The 22,024-nt window shown below is 63.2% G+C and carries 20 protein-coding genes; 12 read left to right on the top strand and 8 right to left on the bottom strand.

From position 1 onward, the window contains the following. A complete protein-coding gene (locus BN32_RS04685; RefSeq protein ID WP_040425985.1) occupies positions 1-327 on the bottom strand; it encodes an NIPSNAP family protein in 327 nt (108 codons plus the stop codon). 140 nt (positions 328-467) lie between these two features. Here BN32_RS04685 and BN32_RS04680 point away from each other — a divergent pair, with 140 nt between their 5' ends. Then, positions 468-791 (top strand): PAAR domain-containing protein, encoded by a 324-nt coding sequence (locus BN32_RS04680; RefSeq protein WP_019196957.1) that lies wholly within the window; start codon positions 468-470, stop codon positions 789-791. Positions 792-803: 12 nt separating this feature from the next. On the opposite strand, the gene BN32_RS04675 is transcribed toward BN32_RS04680, so the two are convergent. Both BN32_RS04675 and BN32_RS28030 read right to left on the bottom strand, forming a co-directional pair. Next, the gene (locus BN32_RS04675) at positions 804-1,595 is read right to left on the bottom strand and encodes a COG3904 family protein (protein WP_019196956.1); all 792 of its coding nucleotides are present in this window, start codon (positions 1,593-1,595) and stop codon (positions 804-806) included. 25 nt (positions 1,596-1,620) lie between these two features. Then, on the bottom strand, positions 1,621-2,022 hold the full coding sequence (locus tag BN32_RS28030; RefSeq protein ID WP_082773461.1) for a ClpX C4-type zinc finger protein: 402 nt from the start codon (positions 2,020-2,022) through the stop codon (positions 1,621-1,623). 151 nt (positions 2,023-2,173) lie between these two features. On the opposite strand from BN32_RS28030, the gene BN32_RS04665 reads away from it, so the two are divergent. The 3 genes from BN32_RS04665 (at position 2,174) to BN32_RS04655 (ending at position 5,028) form a co-directional block, all read left to right on the top strand. Continuing rightward, positions 2,174-2,848 (top strand): response regulator transcription factor, encoded by a 675-nt coding sequence (locus BN32_RS04665; protein ID WP_019196954.1) that lies wholly within the window; start codon positions 2,174-2,176, stop codon positions 2,846-2,848. After that, positions 2,845-4,215, top strand: coding sequence for a sensor histidine kinase (locus tag BN32_RS04660; protein WP_019196953.1), 1,371 nt, complete (start codon positions 2,845-2,847; stop codon positions 4,213-4,215). The genes BN32_RS04665 and BN32_RS04660 overlap by 4 nt, the downstream gene beginning before the upstream one ends. Positions 4,216-4,386: 171 nt before the next feature. Then, positions 4,387-5,028 carry a class I SAM-dependent methyltransferase gene (locus tag BN32_RS04655; RefSeq protein ID WP_019196951.1) on the top strand — a complete coding sequence of 214 codons (642 nt, stop codon included), beginning with the start codon at positions 4,387-4,389 and terminating at the stop codon, positions 5,026-5,028. Here the strand turns inward: BN32_RS04655 and pyrG are convergent. The 3 genes from pyrG to tpiA all read right to left on the bottom strand — a co-directional run bounded on the left by pyrG (position 5,025) and on the right by tpiA (position 8,099). After that, positions 5,025-6,656, bottom strand: coding sequence for a CTP synthase (gene pyrG / locus BN32_RS04650; protein ID WP_040425454.1), 1,632 nt, complete (start codon positions 6,654-6,656; stop codon positions 5,025-5,027). The genes BN32_RS04655 and pyrG overlap by 4 nt on opposite strands. Before the next feature lie 180 nt (positions 6,657-6,836). Beyond that, positions 6,837-7,208: a preprotein translocase subunit SecG gene (gene secG / locus BN32_RS04645; protein ID WP_019196949.1), complete on the bottom strand. Its 372-nt coding sequence runs from the start codon at positions 7,206-7,208 to the stop codon at positions 6,837-6,839. A 135-nt stretch (positions 7,209-7,343) separates the two neighbouring features. Further along, entirely contained in the window at positions 7,344-8,099 is a 756-nt protein-coding gene (tpiA, locus tag BN32_RS04640; RefSeq protein WP_019196948.1) for a triose-phosphate isomerase, read from the bottom strand. Between the two features lie 253 nt (positions 8,100-8,352). Between tpiA and BN32_RS04635 the strand changes: the two genes are divergently transcribed. The 6 genes from BN32_RS04635 (at position 8,353) to lexA (ending at position 14,786) form a co-directional block, all read left to right on the top strand. Beyond that, entirely contained in the window at positions 8,353-10,248 is a 1,896-nt protein-coding gene (locus BN32_RS04635) for a peptidylprolyl isomerase (RefSeq protein ID WP_019196947.1), read from the top strand. Between the two features lie 54 nt (positions 10,249-10,302). After that, positions 10,303-11,316: an anthranilate phosphoribosyltransferase gene (gene trpD / locus BN32_RS04630; protein ID WP_019196946.1), complete on the top strand. Its 1,014-nt coding sequence runs from the start codon at positions 10,303-10,305 to the stop codon at positions 11,314-11,316. A gap of 13 nt (positions 11,317-11,329) precedes the next feature. Continuing rightward, positions 11,330-12,148, top strand: coding sequence for an indole-3-glycerol phosphate synthase TrpC (gene trpC / locus BN32_RS04625; RefSeq protein ID WP_019196945.1), 819 nt, complete (start codon positions 11,330-11,332; stop codon positions 12,146-12,148). 3 nt (positions 12,149-12,151) lie between these two features. Continuing rightward, entirely contained in the window at positions 12,152-12,667 is a 516-nt protein-coding gene (gene moaC / locus BN32_RS04620) for a cyclic pyranopterin monophosphate synthase MoaC (protein WP_019196944.1), read from the top strand. A 10-nt stretch (positions 12,668-12,677) separates the two neighbouring features. Further along, on the top strand, positions 12,678-13,886 hold the full coding sequence (locus tag BN32_RS04615) for a molybdopterin molybdotransferase MoeA (protein WP_019196943.1): 1,209 nt from the start codon (positions 12,678-12,680) through the stop codon (positions 13,884-13,886). 192 nt (positions 13,887-14,078) lie between these two features. Then, the gene (lexA, locus tag BN32_RS04610) at positions 14,079-14,786 is read left to right on the top strand and encodes a transcriptional repressor LexA (RefSeq protein WP_019196942.1); all 708 of its coding nucleotides are present in this window, start codon (positions 14,079-14,081) and stop codon (positions 14,784-14,786) included. Positions 14,787-14,799: 13 nt separating this feature from the next. Here the strand turns inward: lexA and BN32_RS04605 are convergent, their stop codons facing one another. Both BN32_RS04605 and BN32_RS04600 read right to left on the bottom strand, forming a co-directional pair. Next, the gene (locus BN32_RS04605; RefSeq protein WP_019196941.1) at positions 14,800-17,085 is read right to left on the bottom strand and encodes a ComEC/Rec2 family competence protein; all 2,286 of its coding nucleotides are present in this window, start codon (positions 17,083-17,085) and stop codon (positions 14,800-14,802) included. A gap of 130 nt (positions 17,086-17,215) precedes the next feature. Beyond that, complete coding sequence (locus tag BN32_RS04600; RefSeq protein ID WP_019196940.1) at positions 17,216-18,886, bottom strand: glutamine--tRNA ligase/YqeY domain fusion protein; 1,671 nt, start codon at positions 18,884-18,886, stop codon at positions 17,216-17,218. Between the two features lie 213 nt (positions 18,887-19,099). Between BN32_RS04600 and gltX the strand changes: the two genes are divergently transcribed. Both gltX and gltA read left to right on the top strand, forming a co-directional pair. Beyond that, the gene (gene gltX / locus BN32_RS04595) at positions 19,100-20,524 is read left to right on the top strand and encodes a glutamate--tRNA ligase (RefSeq protein WP_019196939.1); all 1,425 of its coding nucleotides are present in this window, start codon (positions 19,100-19,102) and stop codon (positions 20,522-20,524) included. A gap of 175 nt (positions 20,525-20,699) precedes the next feature. Then, complete coding sequence (gene gltA / locus BN32_RS04590; protein ID WP_019196938.1) at positions 20,700-22,004, top strand: citrate synthase; 1,305 nt, start codon at positions 20,700-20,702, stop codon at positions 22,002-22,004. Positions 22,005-22,024: the final 20 nt, after the last annotated feature.

The raw sequence follows: 22,024 nt of genomic DNA, 5'->3' as shown, positions 1-22,024 counted from the left end.
TCACTTCACCAAGGAGAATGCTGTCGGCGTCAGAAGCTGGCTGACGATATTCTCGACGATCTGACCATCCTTTTCGCTTTCCTCGCGCACCGACAGCCAGGCGGGATCGTTCATGAACGCGGTCCACTTCTGCTCGCGTTCAGCCAGCGACTCCCATGCGAGGAAATAGGTCAGTTCCTGATTGGACTGGCCGATCACCGTGGTAAAAAAGCCGGCCTGACGGATGCCATGCTTCTCCCAGATCTTCAGCGTGTGGTTCTCGAAGCGCTTCAGCAAATTGGGAAGCCGCCCCGGAACACAGCGATACACGCGCATTTCTTGGATCATGGTCATGGCCCCCTTGTTGATTGAACCGGCGCACGGACGGCGCCGACTGATGTTATGCAGGCTCTCCAGATCCGGCATATAGTCGCCTGCCCGGCTGGTTATCAAGCGCTTCCCGGTCTCGCGCCCATAAGAGGTTTGTCATGCGGACCATGCTGCTTTGCCCGATCCTTGTCGCTGCGGTTCTTTCGGGCTCGGCACATGCGCAAACACCCGGCGTGGTCACGGGCGGCGCGGCGGGCGTCACCTTCAACGCCAAGCCCGCTGCACGTCAGGGCGATACGACCAGCGACGGCAGCGTGATCGTCGAGGGATCTCCGAACGTCTTCATCAACGGCAAGCCGGCCGCCATATCGAGCGGCAAGACCGGATGCGGCGGCGTTGTCGTTGGCGGCGCAGGCGGCATTTATATCAATGGCAAGCCTGCCGCCCGCACCGGCGACCAGACATCGAGATGTCCGAAGTAGGCTTTCGCGCGATCAGGCTCCCGCGTAGCGAGCCGTGACCAGGTTCAGCTCAAACGCCTCTTTCTCCGTGAGCCAGCGAATGTCCTTGCTCGCCGTCATCGCCTGCATGATCGAGGGCGAAACGCCCATCCGCGTCATGTAATCGAGGATGATGCCGGTGGTTTGCTGGGTCCGCGCCACCAGGTCGCTTGCGGACTCTTCGCCTTTCGCAGAAGTGCTGCTGAACTGGTGAACGCCAAGCATGGAGCGCGGCATCGCTTCACGGACCTTGCCGCCCGCAAAAACGAATACGCATGCGCTGGCACAGCGCGACGGTTGCAAACGGCCGGCGGAATCCGCTCTCCCCACCACGGTCGTCAGTCCGCGCGACCGGACCACCGCGCCCATGATCAAACCCTGATCGAGCGAGCCGCCCGGCGACGACAGCAAGACCACATCTCCGCTGGTCAGCTTGGCTGCATCGAGCTGTTCGCGAAACCAGCTTGCGGAGGCAGGTCCGATCCGTCCTTCGAGTGCGAGCGCCTTGCGGCCGTCCGTCATGCTGATGGCCGACGCCGTCATGCTGGGAGAGCCGAAGAAGTCTTTCCAGTACGACCATATGCCCGGCGACGACAAATCCCGATACGCGCTAACGCCATAGGTGGCGATCAACAGCACAACGAAGAGAGCGGACCACAACGATCGCCGGCGGCGCGGGCCGGGCTGATGCTCCTGCGGCGGCGGCTGTTGACCGGCCGATGGCTCGCCCCACGGTCGCAGAGGAACGTCCGATAGGCCAGGTTGGGATTTCTCGTCGGGATTCATGGTCAGTCCGATTTGCAGTCGTCGTCTAGGAGAAGCGCTCCCACGCTGCCTGACGCGAAACGCCGAGAGCCTTGCCGATCAGCTCCCACGTTACCTCCCGCTTGCGCAGCGTCGCAACGTGCGACGCCAGGTGATTGCTGGCAGCATCTGCGATGGCTGATGTGCGCGGAAGCTGACTGAGCAGGAACTCGTCGGAACACCGGTCCCAGTCCGTCGGCTCGGGCGAAGCTTCGCCGCTGATAAACTTGGTGCAGACCGCAACACATTCATTGCAAATGAAAACAGTCGGACCGGCGATCAGCGTTTTGACCGCGTCCTTCGACTTGCCGCAGAAGGAACAGAACAGAATGTCCACAGTCTCGTTCGAGGCAGCGGACTTCGCCGTCTCAGCGGTTTTCGATGTCCTGGCCTTCGATTTCAGAGCCATGGCGAACATTCCGTCAAGGTTGTCTTGACGATACGTCTGCCTCCGCAAAACTGTCAAGGATGACTTGACGGGACCGCGACTACGCCCCGGCACATTCGTAATGCAGCCGCAATCCACATGCTGTACGTCCCACCTTCAGCGAGAGTGTGGAATGCGGATCCTGCTGGTAGAAGACGAAGTTGCAATGGCCGCTGCCTTGTCTGCCGCGTTGAAGCGCTACGACATGGTGGTGGACCATGCGCCGACCGTTGCCGAAGCCGAGGAGGCTATTTCGGCAGACGTTCATGATGCCGTGATCCTCGATCGCCGGCTTCCTGACGGCGACGGCCTTACACTGATCCCCAAAATCAGGTCGCGGGCCGGCGGAATACCAATCATTGTCCTGACCGCCCGCAGCGACCTTGCAGACAGGGTCGCCGGTCTCGACAGCGGCGCGGACGACTACCTGCCAAAGCCATTTGCCGTCGAGGAGTTGCTGGCCCGGCTGCGCGCCGTTCTGCGCAGACCCACCGGCCTTCAGTCTCATCAGGTGCGCGCCGGCCGCCTCATCTTCGATTTCAGCCATCGCGAGGCAAGCATCGAAGGGCGTTCGCTGGAATTGCCGCGCCGCGAGCTACTTGTGCTCGAGGCTCTGCTGCGGCGCATGGGCCGCACAGTGCTGCGGTCCTCGCTAGAGAATGCGGTCTATAATTTCGACGACGAAATACAATCGAATGCGCTGGACACACATGTGTCGCGGCTCCGCCGCAAGCTTGCCGGCGCCGATGCAGGCGTTGAAATTCATGGCATCCGTGGCGTCGGCTATCTGCTGAAGCAACAGTCATGATGCGGCAATCCGCAACACCGTCGCTCAGATCGCGGCTCGTCTGGCGGCTGGTGCCGCTGCAGGCGGCTTTGCTGACGTTCCTGGTTCTGCTGGTGGTTGGCACCTTGTGGGGAACGGGTCTTCTTCTCGACACCCGCGACGAGGAGCATGTCATCGACGTCCTGCAAAAGGCCGTCGAACGTGACGCAGAGGGCAAGCTCGATCTCGTGTCGACACCTGCACTCAAGGCCTTGCGATCCAGTGTCCCGGACCTCTGGTTCATCATCAGGGACAAGCAGGGACAATCCCTGTCGGAAGGGTCGGTACCGGTCGAATTCGCCCGGATAGGCAACGCACTCGACCACATCAGCCAGGCGCGGCTTGGCTGGCAACTTCTCGATGACGATCCGCGCAAGCCCGCCGCCCGCCTCAAGCGCGTCGATACCGCCGCAGGTAACGTGCAAATCCTGACGGCGACACAGGGGAGCATGTCCGCAGGCAAGGCAGCCCTGGTGACATCCTTCGTCTTTCTGGGCTTCGCTCTTCCGAGCCTGCTGCTCATGACGCTAGCGACAGTAATCACAACACCGGTCGTGGTCCGCCGCGCCCTGACCGGTCTGGATGCCGCGGCCGATCAGGCCCGCCGGATCGACATAGAAAGACGCGGCGCGCGGCTGCCCGTGGAGCATGTGCCTGCCGAAATCGTGCCGCTGGTCAACGCGGTCAACGACGCGCTGGCACGGCTCGACGAAGGCTACGCGCGGCACAAACGCTTTGCCGCCGATGCGGCGCATGAACTTCGCACGCCGATTGCCATTCTGAGCACGCGACTCGAATCGTTGCCACAGGGACCCGACAAAGTTCGCCTGACCGAGGATGCAGCCCGTCTCGCAACACTGGCCGAGCAATTGCTCGACATTCAGCGCCTTGACCAAAATCGGGCGCCCTTTGCCCGGGTGGATCTCGTCGCGATCGGCCAACGCGTTGTCGCCGATCTCGCGCCGCTCGCAATCAGAGCAGGATACGACATATCGTTTGAGTCCGCGGCAAGCCGCATCGAGACGATGGGTGACCAAACGGCGCTCGAGCGCGCGCTCACCAATCTGATCCAGAACGCGATCGAACATGGAGGCCGACGGGGCACGATCGGCGTTCGCGTCACCCTGCCCGCCACCATCGATGTCATGGATCAGGGAGCAGGCATTCCGGAGGAGCAACGTGCGCGCATCTTCGAGCCCTTCTACCGGGTGCAGCCGCTCAATCGCGGCGCCGGGCTGGGCCTCAATCTCGTGCGCGAGATCGTTCATCTGCATGAGGGCCGCGTGGCAGTGCTCGACAATCAGCATGGCGGCGCCTGCTTCAGGATAACACTGCCGCCGATGTTCTGAGCGTGCCAACCGCGACCAGACGGCAGCGGAAATCAATCTTCACTTACATCGTTGGGCTGCGCGCAATGCTCGCGCAATCCGCCGCCGCGATATTCCGCACGCCTCGTCATCAGTTGCGATTCGAGGCTGTCACGAGCGGCGCCCGCCGCACAGATCGCCACCGGAGCACCAATGCCACAAGATTTTCTGTCGTTTTTCCTTGCCTGGATGTCAGCCCCGGGACGCGTCGGCGCGATCGCGCCGTCCGGCGAAGCATTGGCGAACCTGATCACCAGCGAGATCACGGCATCGACCGGCCCTGTCATCGAGTTGGGACCGGGCACCGGCGCATTCACCTACAAGCTGTTGCAGCGTGGCGTACGTCAGGAGAATCTCACCCTGATCGAATACGGCTCGGATTTCATGAGGCTGCTGCAGGTGCGCTTCCCCGGCGCGCGCGTACTCTGGATGGACGCGGGACGGTTGGCCGGAAGTTCATTGTTCGAAGGGGCCCCCGTCGGCGCGGTCGTGAGCGGCCTTCCACTTCTAAACATGTCGACCCGCAAAATCGTGTCGATCGTCGGCGGCGCATTCAGCTACATTCGGCCCGGCGGAGCATTCTATCAATTCACTTACGGGATGACCTGCCCGGTGCCGCGGCCAATTCTCGATCGGCTCGGTCTCAAAGCGAAGTTGCTGGACCGTGCCGTGCTGAACGTGCCCCCGGCCGCCGTCTATCGCCTGACAAGACGCTCGCAATGCCGGCTCGCAGCCGGCAACCCCCGCGCAGTCAGCAAGGACGACGCTTCCATGTGCGGAGAGCAGGAAGCCTAGAACAGCCGGCTCTGGACCATCGCGGCCTGAACGAACGACGCAAACAACGGATGCGGCTCGAACGGGCGCGATTTCAGTTCGGGATGATACTGCACGCCGATGAACCACGGATGGTCCTCGTATTCGACGATTTCCGGCAACACGCCGTCCGGCGACATGCCCGAGAAGCGAAGGCCGTGCTGTTCGAGGCGATCCTTGTAAGCGGTGTTGACCTCATAGCGATGACGATGCCGCTCTGAAATCTCCAGCGCGCCGCCGTACACTTCCGAAACACGACTGCCCTTCTTCAGGGCCGCCTGATACGCGCCGAGCCGCATGGTGCCACCGAGGTCGCCCGCCTTGGTCCGTTTCTCGAGTTCGTTGCCGCGCAGCCACTCGGTCATCAGGCCGACCAGCGGCTCCTTTGTCGGGCCGAATTCCGTCGAGTTGGCGTCTTCGATGCCGACCAGATTGCGCGCGGCCTCGATCACCGCCATCTGCATGCCGAAGCAGATTCCGAAGTACGGTACGTCGCGCTCGCGCGCGAACTGCGCTGCCTTGATCTTGCCTTCGGCGCCACGCTGGCCGAATCCGCCCGGCACCAGAATGCCGTTGACGTGTTCGAGGAACGGCGCGGGATCTTCGTTTTCGAAGACTTCGGATTCGATCCAGTCGAGATTTACCTTCACCTTGTTGGCAATGCCGCCATGGGAGAGCGCTTCGATCAGCGATTTGTAGGCGTCCTTCATGCCGGTGTATTTGCCGACGATGGCAATGGTCACCTGACCTTCAGGATTACGGATGCGCTCGTTGATGACGTGCCAGCTTTGCAGCGAAGGCGGCTTGATGTCGACGATGCCGAACGCGGCCAGCACTTCGTCGTCGAGCCCTGCAGCGTGATAGGCCTCGGGCACCGCGTAGATATTGTCGACGTCGCGCGCTTCGATCACGGCCGATTCGCGCACATTGCAGAACAGCGCCAGCTTGCGGCGCTCTTCCTTCGGAATTTCGCGGTCGGTCCGGCACAGCAGGATATCGGGCTGGATGCCGATGGAGCGCAGTTCCTTGACCGAGTGCTGGGTCGGCTTTGTCTTGAGTTCTCCGGCACTTGGAATGTAGGGCAACAGTGTCAGGTGAATGTAGATCACCTCCCCGCGCGGCAGATCGTTCTTGACCTGGCGGATCGCCTCGAAGAACGGCAGGCCTTCGATGTCACCGACGGTGCCGCCAACCTCGCACAGCACGAAGTCGTAGCCCTCGTTGCCGCCGAGGATGAATTCCTTGATCGCGTTCGTGACGTGCGGAATCACCTGCACGGTCGCGCCGAGATAATCGCCGCGGCGTTCCTTGTTCAGGATGTCCTGATAGATGCGGCCGGTGGTGATGTTGTCCTGCTTGGTCGCGGGACGCCCGGTGAAGCGTTCGTAGTGACCGAGATCGAGATCGGTCTCCGCGCCGTCATCGGTCACGAAGACTTCGCCGTGCTGATACGGCGACATCGTTCCGGGATCGAGATTGAGATAGGGATCGAGCTTGCGAAGGCGGACCTTGTAGCCTCGTGACTGCAGAACAGCGCCGAGCGCTGCTGAAGCCAGACCCTTGCCGAGCGAGGAGACCACGCCGCCGGTGATGAAAATATACCGCGTCATGGGATTCTACCTTTATCTCCGCCGGTGTGATTCGCAAAACTAAACCCACGCGCACGCCGATAAATCGCGACGCTGTGGGTGACTTCGATATGTGAGTTCAGCCAGATACTTGGAAGGCAACTCTAAGACTTGCAGGCAAGCAGCTTGCGCATGGCTGCAAGTCTTATCGCGACAACAGCACTACTTCGACTGCGGGGCCTGCGGAGCGGATGGCGCCGCCGGGGCCTTCGGAAGCGAATCCAGCAGACCGCCTGCAGGAGCCGCCGGAGCACCAGGCTGCGAGATCGGCGCTGGGCTGGTGCTGTTGATAATCGATGATGGCTTGCGCTCGTAGTTCGCAAGCCACGACAGGAACAGGCTGGTCACGAAGAAACCTGCCGCCAGAATTGCGGTGGTGCGGGTGAGCAGATTGGTCGTGCCGCGGCTGGACATGAATCCGCCGCCTCCACCGCCGCCGATACCGAGGCCGCCGCCTTCCGAGCGCTGCAACAGCACGACGCCGATCAGGCCAAGGACAAGCATGAGATGGATGACGATAATGACAGTCTGCATCGTTACCTTCCGTCACAAGGATCGAACGCCGGCAGCCAGTCGCGTCGATGCTTGCGGGGGTTGAAGTTGCGCGGTCTGTACACGATTGCAGGGGTGATTGTCACCCCCGATGGACCGCTCGGACCTGAAGGCCATTTAGGGGCACGCAGCAGCAATCGCAAGGAAATCAACCGCTTTGAGGCTCGCGCCACCCACCAGAGCACCATCCACGTTGGCAACGGCCATCAGTTCGGCAGCGTTGGAGGGCTTTACGGAGCCTCCGTAGAGAATACGGACCAGATCGCCCTCGCCGCTGAACCGATCCTTCAACCGATCGCGGATAAGCTTATGGACTTCCTCGACATCTTTTGTTGTCGGTGTCCGGCCGGTTCCGATCGCCCAGACCGGCTCATAGGCGACGACCAGATTGGCGGCAGTCGCTCCGTCCGGGACAGACCCGGCGACCTGGCGTCCAACGACCTCAAGCGTTTGTCCGGCGGCGCGCTCGGCTTGCGTCTCACCCACGCAGACGATTGCGACAAGCCCTGTACGCCACGCCGCCTCGGCCTTGGCGCGGACCAGCGCATCCGTCTCATCGTGGTCCGTGCGGCGCTCGGAATGGCCGACGATAATGGCCGTTGCCCCGGCATCAGCCAGCATTTCCGCCGAGATGTCGCCGGTATGGGCACCAGAGGCTGCCGGGTGGCAGTCCTGCGCGCCGATGGCCACTTTCGATCCGATCACAGCGGCCGCGGAGGTAAACAGCAGCGTCGCGGGCGGACAAATCAGGAGATCAGCCTTGCGCGACACGGCTTCAGCGCCCTGCCCGATGGCGGCAAGTTCATTCACCGCGGCCTTGAGGCCGTTCATCTTCCAGTTCCCGGCGATCAGGGGGCGGCGCTTGTCGGTCATCGTTGATCTCGCATGACAATATTGGTCGATCTGCGCTAGCAGAGGCCTCCCGCAGAAGCCAGTTCCGAGGCCGGCTTTCCACACTGCGGTTCCCGTTTTTCAGGCTCATGCCGTTAACCGCGCTGATGCGCCGCCGACAGCATGGTTGCTAGGGAACCGGCACCTCTTTATATGTTGGCGAAACAACGCGGTAACGCCTCTGTGGCGAGCCGCCCCACCCCCTGAACATCAAGTTGGACCCATGCTCCGAGGAATGCGCAAAGCCTCATCGAATTGGCTCGGCAAGACGGTCATGTCCGTCCTGTTCGGCGTGCTGATCATCAGTTTCGGTGTCTGGGGTATCGCCGACATCTTCAAGGGATTCGGACAGTCGTCTCTCGCCAAGGTCGGCAACACCGAGATCACCACCGAGCAATTCCGAAACCTGTTTACTGACAGGGTGCAGCAGATCGGCCGCCGCTTCGGCCGGCCGCTGACCATGGAGCAGGCACGCCAGTTCGGTCTCGATCGCCAGGTCCTTCAGGACGTCATCGCCGACGCCGCGCTGGATGAGACCGCACGCCGCATGGGCCTCGGACAGTCCGACGCGGATATCGTGCGCGCGATTCAAAACGATCCGACCTTCAGGGGTCTCGACGGCAAGTTCGAACATGAGCGGTTCGTGCAGACGATCCGCCAGGCCGGCTACACCGAACAGCGATACATCGCCGAGCAGCGCAAAGCAGCGACGCGCCGCCAGCTCACCGGTACGATCGTTGCCGGTCTCGAGCCGCCGAAAACCCAGATCGAAGCTCTGGTCCGTTTCCAGAACGAGCAGCGCTCGGCTGACTTCGTCAGGCTGACTGCCGCCCAGGCCGGCACCATCGCCCAGCCCTCGCCCGAAACGCTCGCCACCTATTTCGAGGACCGCAAGCAACTGTTCCGCGCGCCAGAATATCGCAAGATCGCCGTGCTGACGCTGACGCCGGACGATCTCGCCAAATGGATCAACGTGTCCGACGACGACGCGAAGAAAATCTTCGAACAGCGTCGCGAACGATATGCGACGCCAGAGCGCCGTCAGGTACTCCAGATTCCATTCCAGAACGCGGACGAGGCCAAGGCGGCGCGCGATCGCATCGCTGCCGGAACGTCGTTCGAGGATATCGCCAAGGAGCGCAAGCTTACGACGGCCGATATCGATCTCGGCATTGTAGCGAAATCGTCGATCGGCGACTCCGCGATCGCCGACGCCGCGTTTGCGCTCGCGCCGGACACCGTCAGCGAGCCGGTTAAAGCTGCGCTGATCACGGCCCTGCTGAAGGTCACCAAGGTCGAACCCGGGACCAATCCGACCTTTGAAAGCATCGCCCCCGCCATCAAGCGCGAGATCGCGCTGGAGCGCGCGCGGGCGCAGCTCCAGGACCTGCACAACAAGATCGAGGACGAGCGCGGCGGCGGCGCGAATATCGCCGAAGCTGCCCAGAAGCTCGGGCTCAAAGCCACCACAATCGAAGCCGTCGATCGCTCCGGCCGCGGACCGGACGGCAAGCCGGTGACCGGTCTGCCGCAGGGCGTCGACATTATCGCCCCCGCGTTCGCCAGCAATATCGGCGTCGAGAACGAACAGGTGCAGTACAACGGCGGCGAACTGTGGTTCGATGTCCTTGGCGTGACGCCGTCGCGCGACCGCTCGCTCGACGAAGTGAAGGATCAGGTCGAGGCCCGCTGGCGCGACGAACAGATCTCGACCCGCCTGCGCGCCAAGGCCGCCGAGATGGTCGGAAAGCTTGAAAAGGGCGCGGTATTCAACGCCGAAGCCGCGGCTGCGGGCGTCAAGGTCGAAACGGCGAAGCTGTTCAAGCGCGATGCCGAAGCCAAGGACGTGCCCGAGCGGCTGGTCGCGGCTGCGTTCCGGACCCCGAAGGACGGCATTGGCCAAACCGAAGGCAGCGGCGCAAGCGAGTGGATCGTGTTCAAGGTGACCGACGTTGTCGTGCCGCCGGTCGATCTCGCATCCGAGGACGTGAAGAAGCTGAAGGAAAATCTTCAACGCGCCGAGATGGAGGAGCAGCTCTCCGCCTATATCGCGAAGATCGAGAGCGAGATCGGCGTCACCATCAACCAGAATGCGTTCGCCGTGGCGACCGGCGCGGCCTCGGCTCAATGATGAGCCACCCCATCTAGGCTCATTCGAGCGGAAGTCACGTCAAGCGGAAGCCCTATGGACGACCTGAAAGCCATTATCGGAAAAGTCGCCACTGGCGCTGCCCTGTCACGCGACGAAGCCGCGTCGGCCTTCGACCGCATGATGTCCGGCGAAGCGACGCCCTCGCAGATGGGTGCCCTGCTGATGGGGCTGCGCGTGCGCGGCGAGACGGTCGACGAAATCACCGGCGCTGTCTCGGCCATGCGCGCCAAGATGCTGACGGTGAAGGCCCCCGCCGACGCCGTTGATATCGTCGGCACCGGCGGCGACGGCTCGGGCTCCGTCAACGTCTCCACCTGCGCATCGTTCATTCTCGCGGGCGCAGGTGTCCCGGTCGCCAAGCACGGCAACCGCGCGCTGTCGTCCAAATCGGGCGCTGCCGACGCGCTGGCGGCGCTCGGCGTCAACATCAACATCACACCGGATGCTGTGGGCCGCTGCATCGCGGAAGCCGGCATCGGCTTCATGTTCGCGCCGACGCATCATCCGGCAATGAAGAATGTCGGACCCACCCGCGTCGAACTCGCCACCCGGACGATCTTCAATCTGCTCGGACCGCTGTCCAATCCCGCCGGCGTTAGACGGCAGATGGTCGGCGTATTCTCGAAGCACTGGGTGCAGCCGCTGGCGCAGGTGCTGAAGAACCTTGGCGCGGAATCGGCATGGGTCGTGCACGGCTCCGACGGCCTCGACGAGATCACCCTCACCGGCCCAACCTTCGTCGCGGCGCTGGAGGACGGCAACATTCGCACGTTCGAGGTCACGCCAGAGGACGCCGGACTGCCGCGCGCCACAAGCACCGAACTCAAGGGCGGTGATGCCGACGCCAATGCGAAGGCGCTCCGCGATGTGCTGGAGGGCAAACAGAACGCCTACCGTAATGTCGCGCTTCTGAATGCCGCCGCGGCCCTCGTGGTCGCCGGCAAGGCCAAGGATCTGAAGGAAGGCGTTGCGCTCGGCACCAGAGCGCTGGACACTGGCGCGGCGGCGGACAGGCTCAAGCGCCTCGTCGCTGTCTCCAATGCTTGAGGAGCGATTACCTTTGTCGGACATCCTCGAAAAGATCGAAACCTACAAGCGCGAGGAAATCGCCGCCGCCAAGCGCGCGCTTCCGCTCGCCGAGGTCGAGGCGCGCGCCAGCGCCGCTCCCGCGCCGCGCGGTTTCGTCAAGGCCATTCGCGCGAAACATGACAATGGCGACTACGCGTTGATCGCGGAGATCAAGAAGGCGTCGCCATCGAAGGGATTGATCCGCGCCGACTTCGATCCGCCCGCGCTGGCGAAGGCTTACGAGGCCGGTGGCGCTGCGTGTCTCTCGGTGCTGACAGATACGCCGTCGTTTCAGGGCTCGCTCGCATTCATGGTCGCTGCGCGCGCCGCCGTCTCGCTGCCGGTGCTGCGCAAGGATTTCATGTACGACACCTACCAGGTGGCGGAGGCCCGCGCCCACGGCGCGGACTGCATCCTGATCATCATGGCCGCGCTCGATGACGCGGCAGCCAGGGACATTGAGGACGCGGCCTTCGCGCACGGCATGGACGTGCTGCTGGAAGTTCATAACCGCGAGGAACTCGACCGCGCGCTGAAGCTGCGCTCACCGCTGCTCGGTGTGAACAACCGCAACCTGCGCACTTTTGCGACCACGCTCGCCACCAGCGAAGAACTCGCGCCGCTGATCCCGAAGGATCGCATTAGCGTCGGTGAAAGCGGCATCTTCGCGCCGCAAGATCTCGCGCGTCTCGATAAGGTCGGCATGTCGACCTTCCTCGTCGGCGAAAGCCTGATGCGCCAGGCCGACGTGACGGCGGCAACCCGCAACCTGCTTGCACGCGATCCGCAACGCGCCACCGGGACGCGCTGAACCGTGGCCCGCAAAAGCGCAGGCAAGGTCGCGAAACAGGGCTCCGCCCTCACTCACATCGATGCCAAGGGCGAAGCCCGCATGGTCGACGTCTCGGCCAAGCCGGACACCGAGCGCGTGGCGGTGGCCGAAGGCCGCGTCGTCATGACCCGCAAGACGCTCGATCTCATCGTCAAGGGCAACGCCGCGAAGGGCGATGTGCTGGGCGCCGCGCGCGTCGCCGGGATCATGGCGGCGAAACGCACGTCCGACCTCATTCCGCTCTGTCATCCGCTGGCGCTGTCAAAGGTCACGCTCGACATCACGCCCGACACCAAGCTGCCGGGCTGCCGCGTACGCGCCACGGCGAAGGTGAAAGGCCCCACCGGTGTCGAGATGGAAGCACTGACCGCGGTGTCGGTGGCCTGCCTCACGATCTACGACATGGTGAAGGCCGTGGAGCGCGGTATCCAGATCGAGGCCATCCGTTTGGTCGAGAAAAAGGGCGGAAAGTCCGGTCACTATCTGGCCGACTACTGAGGATTACACCATGGCGCTGATGCCGGTCGCCGAGGCCTATGCCGCCGTTCTCAAGGACGCCGCTGCGTTGCCCGAAGAGACGGTTGCGCTCCACGATGCGTTTCATCGCATCCTATCCCGCGACATCTCGGCGCTTCGCACCCAGCCTCCCGTCGCCCTGTCGGCAATGGATGGCTACGCGGTGCGTGCGGCCGATTCCGTGCCGGGCGCGCGGTTGAAAGTGATCGGCGAAGTCGCTGCAGGACGGCCGTTCGATCAAAGCATCGGCGCGGGACAGGCCGCGCGCATCTTCACCGGCGGCGTCATTCCCGGCGGCGCGGACGCCGTGGTCATTCAGGAAGACACCACGCGCGACGGCGAGCTCGTGATCGTCAACGAAGCCATCACCGCGGGAAAGAACATCCGACCGGCTGGCATCGACTTCCGCGAGGGCGACATGCTGTTGCCGCGCGGCTCGCTGCTCAATGACCGCGCCCTTGCGCTGGCCGCAGGCATGAACCATCCGCAATTGCCGGTTCACCGCCGCCCGAAGGTGGCGATCCTCGCCACCGGCGACGAACTGGTCGCGCCGGGCACGATCCCCGGCCCCGGCCAGATCGTCTACAGCAACGTCTTCGCGCTGGCGGCATTGGCGCGCAGCGAAGGCGCCGACGTGATCGAACTCGGCATCGCGCGCGACACGCTCGACGACACTTCGAGCGGCATCCGGCGCGCACGCGATCTCGGCGCGGATGTTCTGCTGACCACCGGCGGCGCGTCAGTTGGCGATCACGATCTGGTTCAGGCCGCGCTGAGGGCCGAAGGCTTCGACATGGCCTTCTGGAAGATCGCGCTGCGGCCAGGCAAGCCGATGATGAACGGGCGGCTCGGATCGATGCGGGTCCTCGGCCTGCCCGGAAATCCGGTGTCGTCCTACGTCTGTGCCTTCCTGTTCCTGGTGCCGCTGATCCGCGCTCTGTCCGGACGAACGAGCATCGACCACCCCCTTGAGCACGCCCTGCTTGGACGCGAACTACCCGCCAACGACAAGCGGCAGGACTATCTGCGGGCGCGGCTCGCACCGGGCAGCAACGGCGTGCCTGTCGCAACCTCGGTGGGCGCGCAAGACAGTTCGCTGGTGGCCAATCTGGCCGCGTCCGATGCGCTGATCGTCCGCCCGCCCTTTGCCCCGGCCGCCCCCGCCGGCTCGCCCTGCACGATCCTGCGGCTCCCCGGTTGATCTCGCACTCGCGCGTGTTCACGTGAAATTAAGGGGTTGCGGAACACATATGGAACAGATAGTGTTCGTTCATGATTTGTTTCGAGTGACTCGCAACTCCTGAGTGTCCCATTCCATTCTTTCTCAGTGGGATCCAGAGAGGCGCGGCTTCGGATCAAAACGCGGGATTCTAGGGATCGGGGACCAATTCAGATGCTGACACGCAAACAGTATGAACTTCTGCGCTTTATCAACGAGCGGCTCAAGGAAGCTGGTGTGCCGCCCTCCTTCGACGAAATGAAGGACGCGCTGGACCTGCGCTCCAAGTCCGGCATCCACCGGCTGATTACCGCCCTTGAAGAGCGCGGCTTCATCCGCAGGCTGGCCAACCGGGCCCGCGCCATCGAGGTCATCAAGCTTCCGGAACTGGGCGCTAGCCCGGGCGGCGCCCGCCGCGGCTTCACCCCCAGCGTGATCGAGGGCAATCTCGGCAAGGTGCGCACGAACACCTCCGCTGGTCCCGATGAAGATGCGAGCTTTCCCGTTTCCGTGCCGGTTATGGGCCGGATCGCGGCCGGTACGCCGATCGAGGCGCTGCAAACCCGCAGCCACACCATCAGCGTGCCGCCCGACATGCTCGGGTCCGGCGAACATTACGCCCTCGAAGTGCGCGGCGATTCCATGATGGAAGCCGGCATTCTCGACGGCGACACCGTGCTGATCCAGCGCAACGAGACCGCCGACACCGGCGACATTGTCGTGGCGCTGATCGACGAGGAAGAAGCCACGCTGAAACGCTTCCGGCGGCGCGGCGCGTCCATCGCGCTGGAGCCTGCCAATGCGGCCTACGAGGTTCGTATCCTGCCGCCCAACCGCGTGCGCATTCAGGGCAAGCTGATCGGGCTTGTCCGCAAGTACTGAGATCGCCACGGGCTCAATCGTCCGGCTGGAGATCGCTCTCCGCAGGCGTCGTATCGACGGGCTGTGCCGGACGATTTGACCGGACGGCGGGCGCGTCAGGCTCATCATCAACATTTGCCGGTGACCATGGACGGTCCACACCGGGCGGACGGTTTGCCGTGATCGTGTAGCCGTCCGCGGTTTTGCGCAGGGCAAGCGTCCCGCGCCTGCGCAGCGTTTCCTGATCCAGCACCATGGCCGCGCAATCGGACGGCGGCTGCCGCAGCGTCACGATCACCGCGGCCCGAGCGCAATCGTCCGCGAACGCCTCGGGTCTCAGCGTCAGCGCAATAATCGAACCATCCGCAGCCTGCACCACGCATCCGGAGGTGTCGCACGAGACGCCGTCGGCCAGCGACGCGTCGGTTGCCGTGCGCATGTCGGCATCGGCCGCGAGCCATTCGCGCGACAGGAAGGCATCCTTTCCGGTACGCATCAGGCGCAATTTGCCGTCCTTGCGTCGTACTGCGACCGAGTGACCGTCCCCCGCAATTAGGATGTCAGGCTGCGGCGCGGTTAACGCCCAAACGGTCGCCAGTGCAATCAGCCCCGCTCCTGTCCATCGCAAGGGTGTTCTAAGCAAACCCAGCGCGATGATGCCCGCGCTCATCGCCGCCAGCGGCCCGGTGCCGAAGGACGCGATCTGTCCGACGGCGCCGGGAAGTGCTGCGACCCATTGCGACACCGCCACCATCCAGCCGATGCCGACATCCATCAGCCGCCAGAACACGCCGTCAAAGCCGAACGGCATCGCCAGCAGCCCGAGCAGTCCCGCCGGCATCACCAGTATCGAGACCACCGGCATCGCGGCGAGATTGGCGAGCACGCCGTAAGGCGTCACGCGATGAAAATGAAATGCGGCGTACGGCATGGTTGCGAACCCGGCCACCAGCGACGCCAGCGCCAGCATCGTGATTTCACGCCCGCCCCAGAGCGCCGCGCGCGCCACCTGCGAGTTATCGGGCGAGGCGAACAGGTTCGGCATGCCGATCTGGATCAGCGCCACCAGCCCGAGCGTCGCCGCGAACGACATCTGGAAACTCGGGTGGACCAGCGCTTCCGGCGCGATCAGCAACACGATCATCGCCGCCACTGCGAGCGTGCGGAACGTGATCGCGCGGCGGTCAACCATGACCGCGATCAGCACCACCGCCGTCATGAAGAACGAGCGCTGCGTGGCGACCTCCGCGCCCGACAGCAGAAGGTAGAACGCCGCGGCGGCGAGCGCCGCAACAGCCGACCACTTCTTGATCGGGAATGTCACGGTCAGCGCGGGAAACAGCGCCAGCAGCGCTCGCACCGCAAAGAACACCACGCCCGCCACCACCGCCATGTGATAGCCGGAGATCGACAGCACATGGCCGAGCCCGGAAATGAACATCGCGTCGTTGACCGGCGCGGAAATCGCGTCGCGCCGTCCGGTGAGCAGCGCCGTCGCAATGGCGCGGTTGTCGCCGCTGAGCACGCTGCGGATGCGCGCGTCGATGGCATCGCGCATGCCCTGCATCGCGGCTGCATAGCGCAGATACGTGCCGCCGCTGCGCGGGGCTTCGACGGTCTTGATCGCGCCCATGGCGAAACCCGACGCGCCTATCCCAGCGAAGTACAGGTCACGTCCGAAATCGTAGCTCCCCGGACGCAATGGCGAAAGCGGCGGCAGCAACCTCGCCTTCAGTTCGACAAAGCTGCCGACCGCAGGCGCGGTCCCCTTTTTGACCGACAGCCGCACGCGTTCAAGTTTGATTCCGCCGCGCGGCGATTCCATTTCTTCAACGCGCAGGACGAAGCGATCGGTGCGTTCGCGCTCGTCACGGGTCTCGACAAAACCCTTCATCGTCACCGAAAACATCGGGCGCGCGAGCACATCATGGGCGACGCGTGCAGTTTTCAGCGCGGCCGTGGCGAACCCCGCAGACGACGCAGCCAGCATCACGACGAAGGGAAAGATACGGCTTCGCCGCGCGACGAAGGCCGCGACACAAAGTGCGAAGGCGGTCGCAACGGCAACCGAAGCCACGGGCTCGCGGTCTGCCGCGAAATAGATTGCAATCCCGGTGCCGAACGCGACCGGCACCCACGGCAACAACCGGCCCGGTCCGGCTTCAGCCGCGACCCAGCTCCGGATCTTTTCAACCAGAAATGCCGATCCGCTCTCGCCGACATCGTCGGCATCTGCGCGCACGGCACCACGCGGCGGCCATGTAATGGCCCGGCCCGCCCGGCCTTGGGATCGCGTCTGATCCTCGCCCCCGCCCGCCATCGCTTCGCTCCGGCATCGCTCCCGCAATGCTAGCGGAAGCGATCAGGCTGAACAGCGGAACGGATGCAGAATGCGCAAGACAATTGCGCCGCGAGCACCGCCGGTGCTCGCGCTTCCAGCGATGAAAAACCTAGCCCGTGGTCGAGACTTTGGCCCAGGTGTCGCGCAGGCCGACGGTGCGGTTGAAGACCGGCTTGCCCGGCGCGGAGTCCTTGTCGCGACAGAAGTATCCCTGCCGCTCGAACTGAATCGCGCCTTCGAAATTGTCGCTGGCCAGCGCAGGCTCCAGCATCCCGGTGACGGTCTCGAGCGATCCCGGATTGATCTGCGCGGCGAAGTTCGCGGCGTCGGGCTGTGGTGTCGTGAACAGCAGATTGTAAAGGCGCACCTCGGCCGGCACAGCCTCGGCGGCACTGACCCAGTGAATCGTCGCCTTGACCTTGCGCCCGTCGGGTGCATTGCCGCCCTTGGTTGCGGGATCGTAAGTACAACGCAACTCAACCACCTCGCCTGCGGCGTTCTTGATCACCTCGCGGCAAGTGATGAAATAACCGTAGCGCAGCCGCACTTCCCTGCCCGGCGCCATGCGGAAGAACTTCTTCGGCGGGTCTTCCATGAAGTCATCGCGCTCGATGTAAAGCTCGCGGCCGAACGGAATCCGCCGCGAGCCCTGTAACGGATCGTCGGGATGGTTGACGGCCTCGAGCGTCTCACTCTGCCCTTCAGGATAGTTCTCGATCACGACCTTGAGCGGATTCAGCACGGCCATGCGGCGCGGCGCGGTCTTGTTCAGCACTTCGCGCACCACGAAATCGAACATGCCGATGTCCACGGTGCTGTTGGCCTTGGCCACGCCGATGCGCTTGACGAACTCGCGCAATGCCTCAGCCGGAATGCCGCGCCGCTGCAGGCCTGCAAGTGTAGGCATGCGCGGGTCGTCCCAGCCGGACACATGGCCGCCGTGCACCAGTCCGTTGAGCACTCGCTTGGACAGCAGCGTGTAGGTCACGTTGAGACGCGCGAACTCATATTGATGCGGCCGCGACGGCACCGGAAGATTTTCGAGGCACCAGTCGTAGAGCGGCCGATGATCCTCGAATTCCAGCGTGCAGATCGAATGCGTGATGTGCTCGATCGCGTCGGACTGGCCGTGCGCGAAGTCGTAGCTCGGGTAGATATGCCACGTATTTCCGGTGCGCGGGTGATGCGCATTCAGGATGCGGTAGAGCACAGGGTCGCGCAGATTGATGTTGCCCGACGTCATGTCGATCTTGGCGCGCAGCACGCGCGCGCCGTTTGGAAATTCGCCCGCCCGCATGCGGGTGAACAGGTCCAGGTTTTCCTCGACCGAGCGGTCACGAAACGGGCTGTTCTGTCCCGGCTCGGTCAGGGTTCCGCGGGTCAGCCGGATCTCTTCCTGTGTCTGATCGTCGACATAGGCCTTGCCGGTGCGGATCAGATGCTGCGCCCAGGCATAAAGCTGCTCGAAATAATCCGACGCGAAATGAAGATGCTCGCCCCAGTCGAAGCCAAGCCAGCGCACATCGCGCTCGATCGCATCGATGTATTCCTGTTCTTCCTTGGTCGGATTGGTGTCGTCGAAACGCAGGTGACAGCGGCCGCCGAACTCCTCGGCGATCCCGAAGTTCAGACAGATCGATTTGGCATGGCCAAGATGCAGGTATCCGTTGGGCTCCGGTGGAAAGCGCGTCACCACGCCCTTTTCACGCCCCGAGGCCAGATCCGCAGCGACAATATCGCGGATGAAATCGCGGCCCGCGTTCGACGATTCGTCAGTCATTTTTACCCTTTCAAGCTTGGCCCTATGTGCCAAATCCGGGCGGCCACGCCAAGTGCCGCCCGGTGGTGACCTGACCGGACGTTTTGCTGGCCGCGCCCCGGATCGGGTGACCCGAGCGTGTCAAATCCTCTGTAATTCCTGCTGAGACAGTGTGCCGTTGTTGTGATAAACGCCCGCCGATAACCGTCACAGAGATCGATCGAACCGCCCGAAATGACCGAAACCGTTGTTACCCGCTTTGCGCCGTCCCCGACCGGCTTCCTCCACATCGGCGGCGCGCGCACCGCGCTGTTCAACTGGCTTTACGCACGCAAACGCGGCGGCAAGATGCTGCTGCGGATCGAGGATACCGACCGCGAGCGCTCGACCGATGCCGCCATCACAGCGATCCTCGATGGCCTGCAGTGGCTCGGAATCGAATGGGACGACCAGACGATCTATCAGTTTTCCCGCGCTACGCGGCATCGTGAAGTCGCCGAGCAACTGCTCGCGGACGGCAAGGCCTATCGGTGCTACGCGACCGCGGAGGAACTGACGAAGATGCGGGAGGCCGCCAAGGCCGAAGGCCGCGCGATCCGTTACGATGGCCGCTGGCGGGACCGCGATCCATCCGAGGCGCCGGCCGACGCCAAGCCCGTCATCCGGCTCCGCGCGCCCCAGTCCGGCGAGACCGTGATCGAGGATCAGGTCCAGGGCCGCGTGGTCTGGCAGAACGAAAATCTCGACGACCTTGTGCTGCTGCGTTCCGACGGCAACCCCACCTACATGCTCGCGGTGGTCGTGGACGATCACGACATGGGCGTCACCCATGTCATTCGCGGCGACGACCACCTGATCAACGCCGCACGCCAGAAGCACATCTATGACGCACTCGGCTGGACCGTGCCTGTTATGGCTCACATTCCATTGATCCACGGTCCGGACGGCTCAAAACTGTCGAAGCGACATGGCGCACTTGGCGTCGATGCGTATCGCGCCCTCGGATACCTGCCGGAGGCATTACGGAACTACCTCGTGCGCCTCGGCTGGAGCCACGGCGATCAGGAAATCTTCTCGACCGAAGAGATGATCAAGGAATTTGACCTGCCGGCCATTGGTCGCTCCGCTGCGCGGTTCGATTTCGCCAAGCTCGAAAATCTCAACGGCCATTACATCCGCAACACCGACGACAAGGCGCTGGTCGCCGCCTTCGAGGACGTACTCCAGTTCGTCCCCAATGGCCCGGCTATCCGCGCCAAGCTGAACCACACGACCCGGGCTCAACTGCTTGCCGCCATGCCGGGCCTGAAGGAGCGCGCAAAAACCATCGTCGAGCTGATCGACAGCGCAAACTTCATCTTTGCCGACCGGCCGCTGGAGCTTGAGCCAAAGGCCGCGGCGGTGCTTACACCTGACACGCGGAAGCTGATCGGGGAGCTGCGTTCGGCACTCGAAACGGTCAGTCCGTGGGCAGCAGACACCGCGGAGGCTGCCATGCGCACCTTTGCCGAGACGAAGAACCTCAAACTCGGGGCGATTGCACAACCGCTACGCGTGGCCCTGACCGGACGGACCACCTCACCCGGAATTTTCGACGTTTTGGCCGTGCTGGGCAAGCAAACCTGCCTGGATCGCCTGAAGGATCAGTCTTTGGGATAATACACGCCAGTCACACTGGCGCAGACCTGCCTAACTTTAGGTCGAGCCCATCTATCTTGCAGCGCACACAGCAATAAGCTACCCATTCGGGCCACACTTCTGGAATAAAGCGCTTAGGCCCCCATATGGCCGTAAGCGTCACTCGCCCTGAGCAACACTTACCGGGGACTTCACGATGGATGCAAAGACCAACACCAAAAAAGCAACGCTGACGGTTGAAGGGAAAACCGTCGATTTCCCGGTTTTGACCGGCACGGTCGGCCCTGACGTTATCGACATCAGCAAGCTTTACGCCCAGACCGGGATGTTCACCTACGACCCCGGCTTTACCTCGACCGGTAGTTGCGAATCCAAGATTACCTACATCGACGGCGATGCCGGCATCCTGCTGTATCGCGGTTACCCAATCGAACAGCTCGCCGAGAAAGGTGACTTCCTCGAGACCTGTTACCTGCTGCTGTACGGCGAACTGCCGAACAAGGCGCAGAAGGAAGATTTCGATCAGCGCGTCACGAACCATACGATGGTTCATGAGCAGGTCGCTCGCTTCTTCCAGGGCTTCCGCCGCGACGCTCACCCGATGGCCGTGATGGTGGCCTCGGTTGGCGCACTGGCCGCGTTCTATCACGACTCGACCGACATCAACGATCCGCATCAGCGGATGGTCGCCTCGATACGGATGATCGCGAAGATCCCGACGCTGGCTGCGATGGCCTTCAAGTACAACATCGGCCAGCCCTTCGTGTATCCGAAGAATTCGCTCGATTTCGCGTCGAACTTCCTGCGCATGTGCTTCGCGGTGCCGTGCGAGGATTACAAGGTCAATCCAGTGATGGCGGAAGCCCTGGACAAGATCTTCATCCTTCACGCCGACCACGAGCAGAACGCGTCGACATCGACCGTCCGCATCGCGGGCTCGTCAGGCGCCAATCCGTTCGCCTGTATCGCCGCCGGCATCGCCTGTCTGTGGGGACCGGCCCACGGCGGCGCGAACGAAGCCGCGCTGCAGATGCTGGCCGAGATCGGCACTGTCGACAAGATTCCGGAATTCATCGCCAAGGTGAAGGACAAGAACAGCACCGTCCGCCTGATGGGATTCGGCCACCGCGTCTACAAGAACTACGATCCGCGCGCGAAGATCATGCAGCAGATGTGTCACAAGGTGCTGGCGGAAACCGGCCACCAGAATGACCCGCTGCTTCATGTCGCCATGGAACTTGAGAAGATCGCGCTGAGCGACGAATACTTCATCCAGCGCAAGCTCTATCCGAACGTCGATTTTTATTCGGGCATCACGCTGAAGGCGATGGGCTTCCCGACCTCGATGTTCACCGTGCTGTTCGCGGTCGCACGCACCGTCGGCTGGATCAGCCAGTGGAGCGAAATGATCCAGGACCCGCAGCAGAAGATCGGCCGTCCGCGCCAGCTCTACACCGGCGCCACGACCCGCGACTATGTCGGGATCGACAAGCGCAAATAAATGCGCCGCCATTGAGTGGC

It is taken from the genome of Afipia birgiae 34632, from assembly GCF_000308295.2.
Taxonomy (GTDB): Bacteria; Pseudomonadota; Alphaproteobacteria; order Rhizobiales; family Xanthobacteraceae; genus Afipia; species Afipia birgiae.
The sequence above is the reverse complement of the archived record's forward strand: the minus strand, read 5'-3'. Positions and strand labels throughout refer to the sequence as shown.

Coding starts and splice junctions, on each gene's coding strand:
- BN32_RS28030 (WP_082773461.1), bottom strand. CDS start 2,022: ATGGCTCTGAAATCGAAGGCCAGGACATCGAAAACCGCTGAGACGGCG.
- BN32_RS04605 (WP_019196941.1), bottom strand. CDS start 17,085: ATGGCGGGCGGGGGCGAGGATCAGACGCGATCCCAAGGCCGGGCGGGC.
- BN32_RS04615 (WP_019196943.1), top strand. CDS start 12,678: ATGGCGCTGATGCCGGTCGCCGAGGCCTATGCCGCCGTTCTCAAGGAC.
- BN32_RS04665 (WP_019196954.1), top strand. CDS start 2,174: ATGCGGATCCTGCTGGTAGAAGACGAAGTTGCAATGGCCGCTGCCTTG.
- trpD (WP_019196946.1), top strand. CDS start 10,303: ATGGACGACCTGAAAGCCATTATCGGAAAAGTCGCCACTGGCGCTGCC.
- BN32_RS04685 (WP_040425985.1), bottom strand. CDS start 327: ATGATCCAAGAAATGCGCGTGTATCGCTGTGTTCCGGGGCGGCTTCCC.
- BN32_RS04680 (WP_019196957.1), top strand. CDS start 468: ATGCGGACCATGCTGCTTTGCCCGATCCTTGTCGCTGCGGTTCTTTCG.
- BN32_RS04635 (WP_019196947.1), top strand. CDS start 8,353: ATGCGCAAAGCCTCATCGAATTGGCTCGGCAAGACGGTCATGTCCGTC.
- BN32_RS04600 (WP_019196940.1), bottom strand. CDS start 18,886: ATGACTGACGAATCGTCGAACGCGGGCCGCGATTTCATCCGCGATATT.
- BN32_RS04655 (WP_019196951.1), top strand. CDS start 4,387: ATGCCACAAGATTTTCTGTCGTTTTTCCTTGCCTGGATGTCAGCCCCG.
- BN32_RS04660 (WP_019196953.1), top strand. CDS start 2,845: ATGATGCGGCAATCCGCAACACCGTCGCTCAGATCGCGGCTCGTCTGG.
- gltA (WP_019196938.1), top strand. CDS start 20,700: ATGGATGCAAAGACCAACACCAAAAAAGCAACGCTGACGGTTGAAGGG.
- gltX (WP_019196939.1), top strand. CDS start 19,100: ATGACCGAAACCGTTGTTACCCGCTTTGCGCCGTCCCCGACCGGCTTC.
- BN32_RS04675 (WP_019196956.1), bottom strand. CDS start 1,595: ATGAATCCCGACGAGAAATCCCAACCTGGCCTATCGGACGTTCCTCTG.
- tpiA (WP_019196948.1), bottom strand. CDS start 8,099: ATGACCGACAAGCGCCGCCCCCTGATCGCCGGGAACTGGAAGATGAAC.
- lexA (WP_019196942.1), top strand. CDS start 14,079: ATGCTGACACGCAAACAGTATGAACTTCTGCGCTTTATCAACGAGCGG.
- secG (WP_019196949.1), bottom strand. CDS start 7,208: ATGCAGACTGTCATTATCGTCATCCATCTCATGCTTGTCCTTGGCCTG.
- pyrG (WP_040425454.1), bottom strand. CDS start 6,656: ATGACGCGGTATATTTTCATCACCGGCGGCGTGGTCTCCTCGCTCGGC.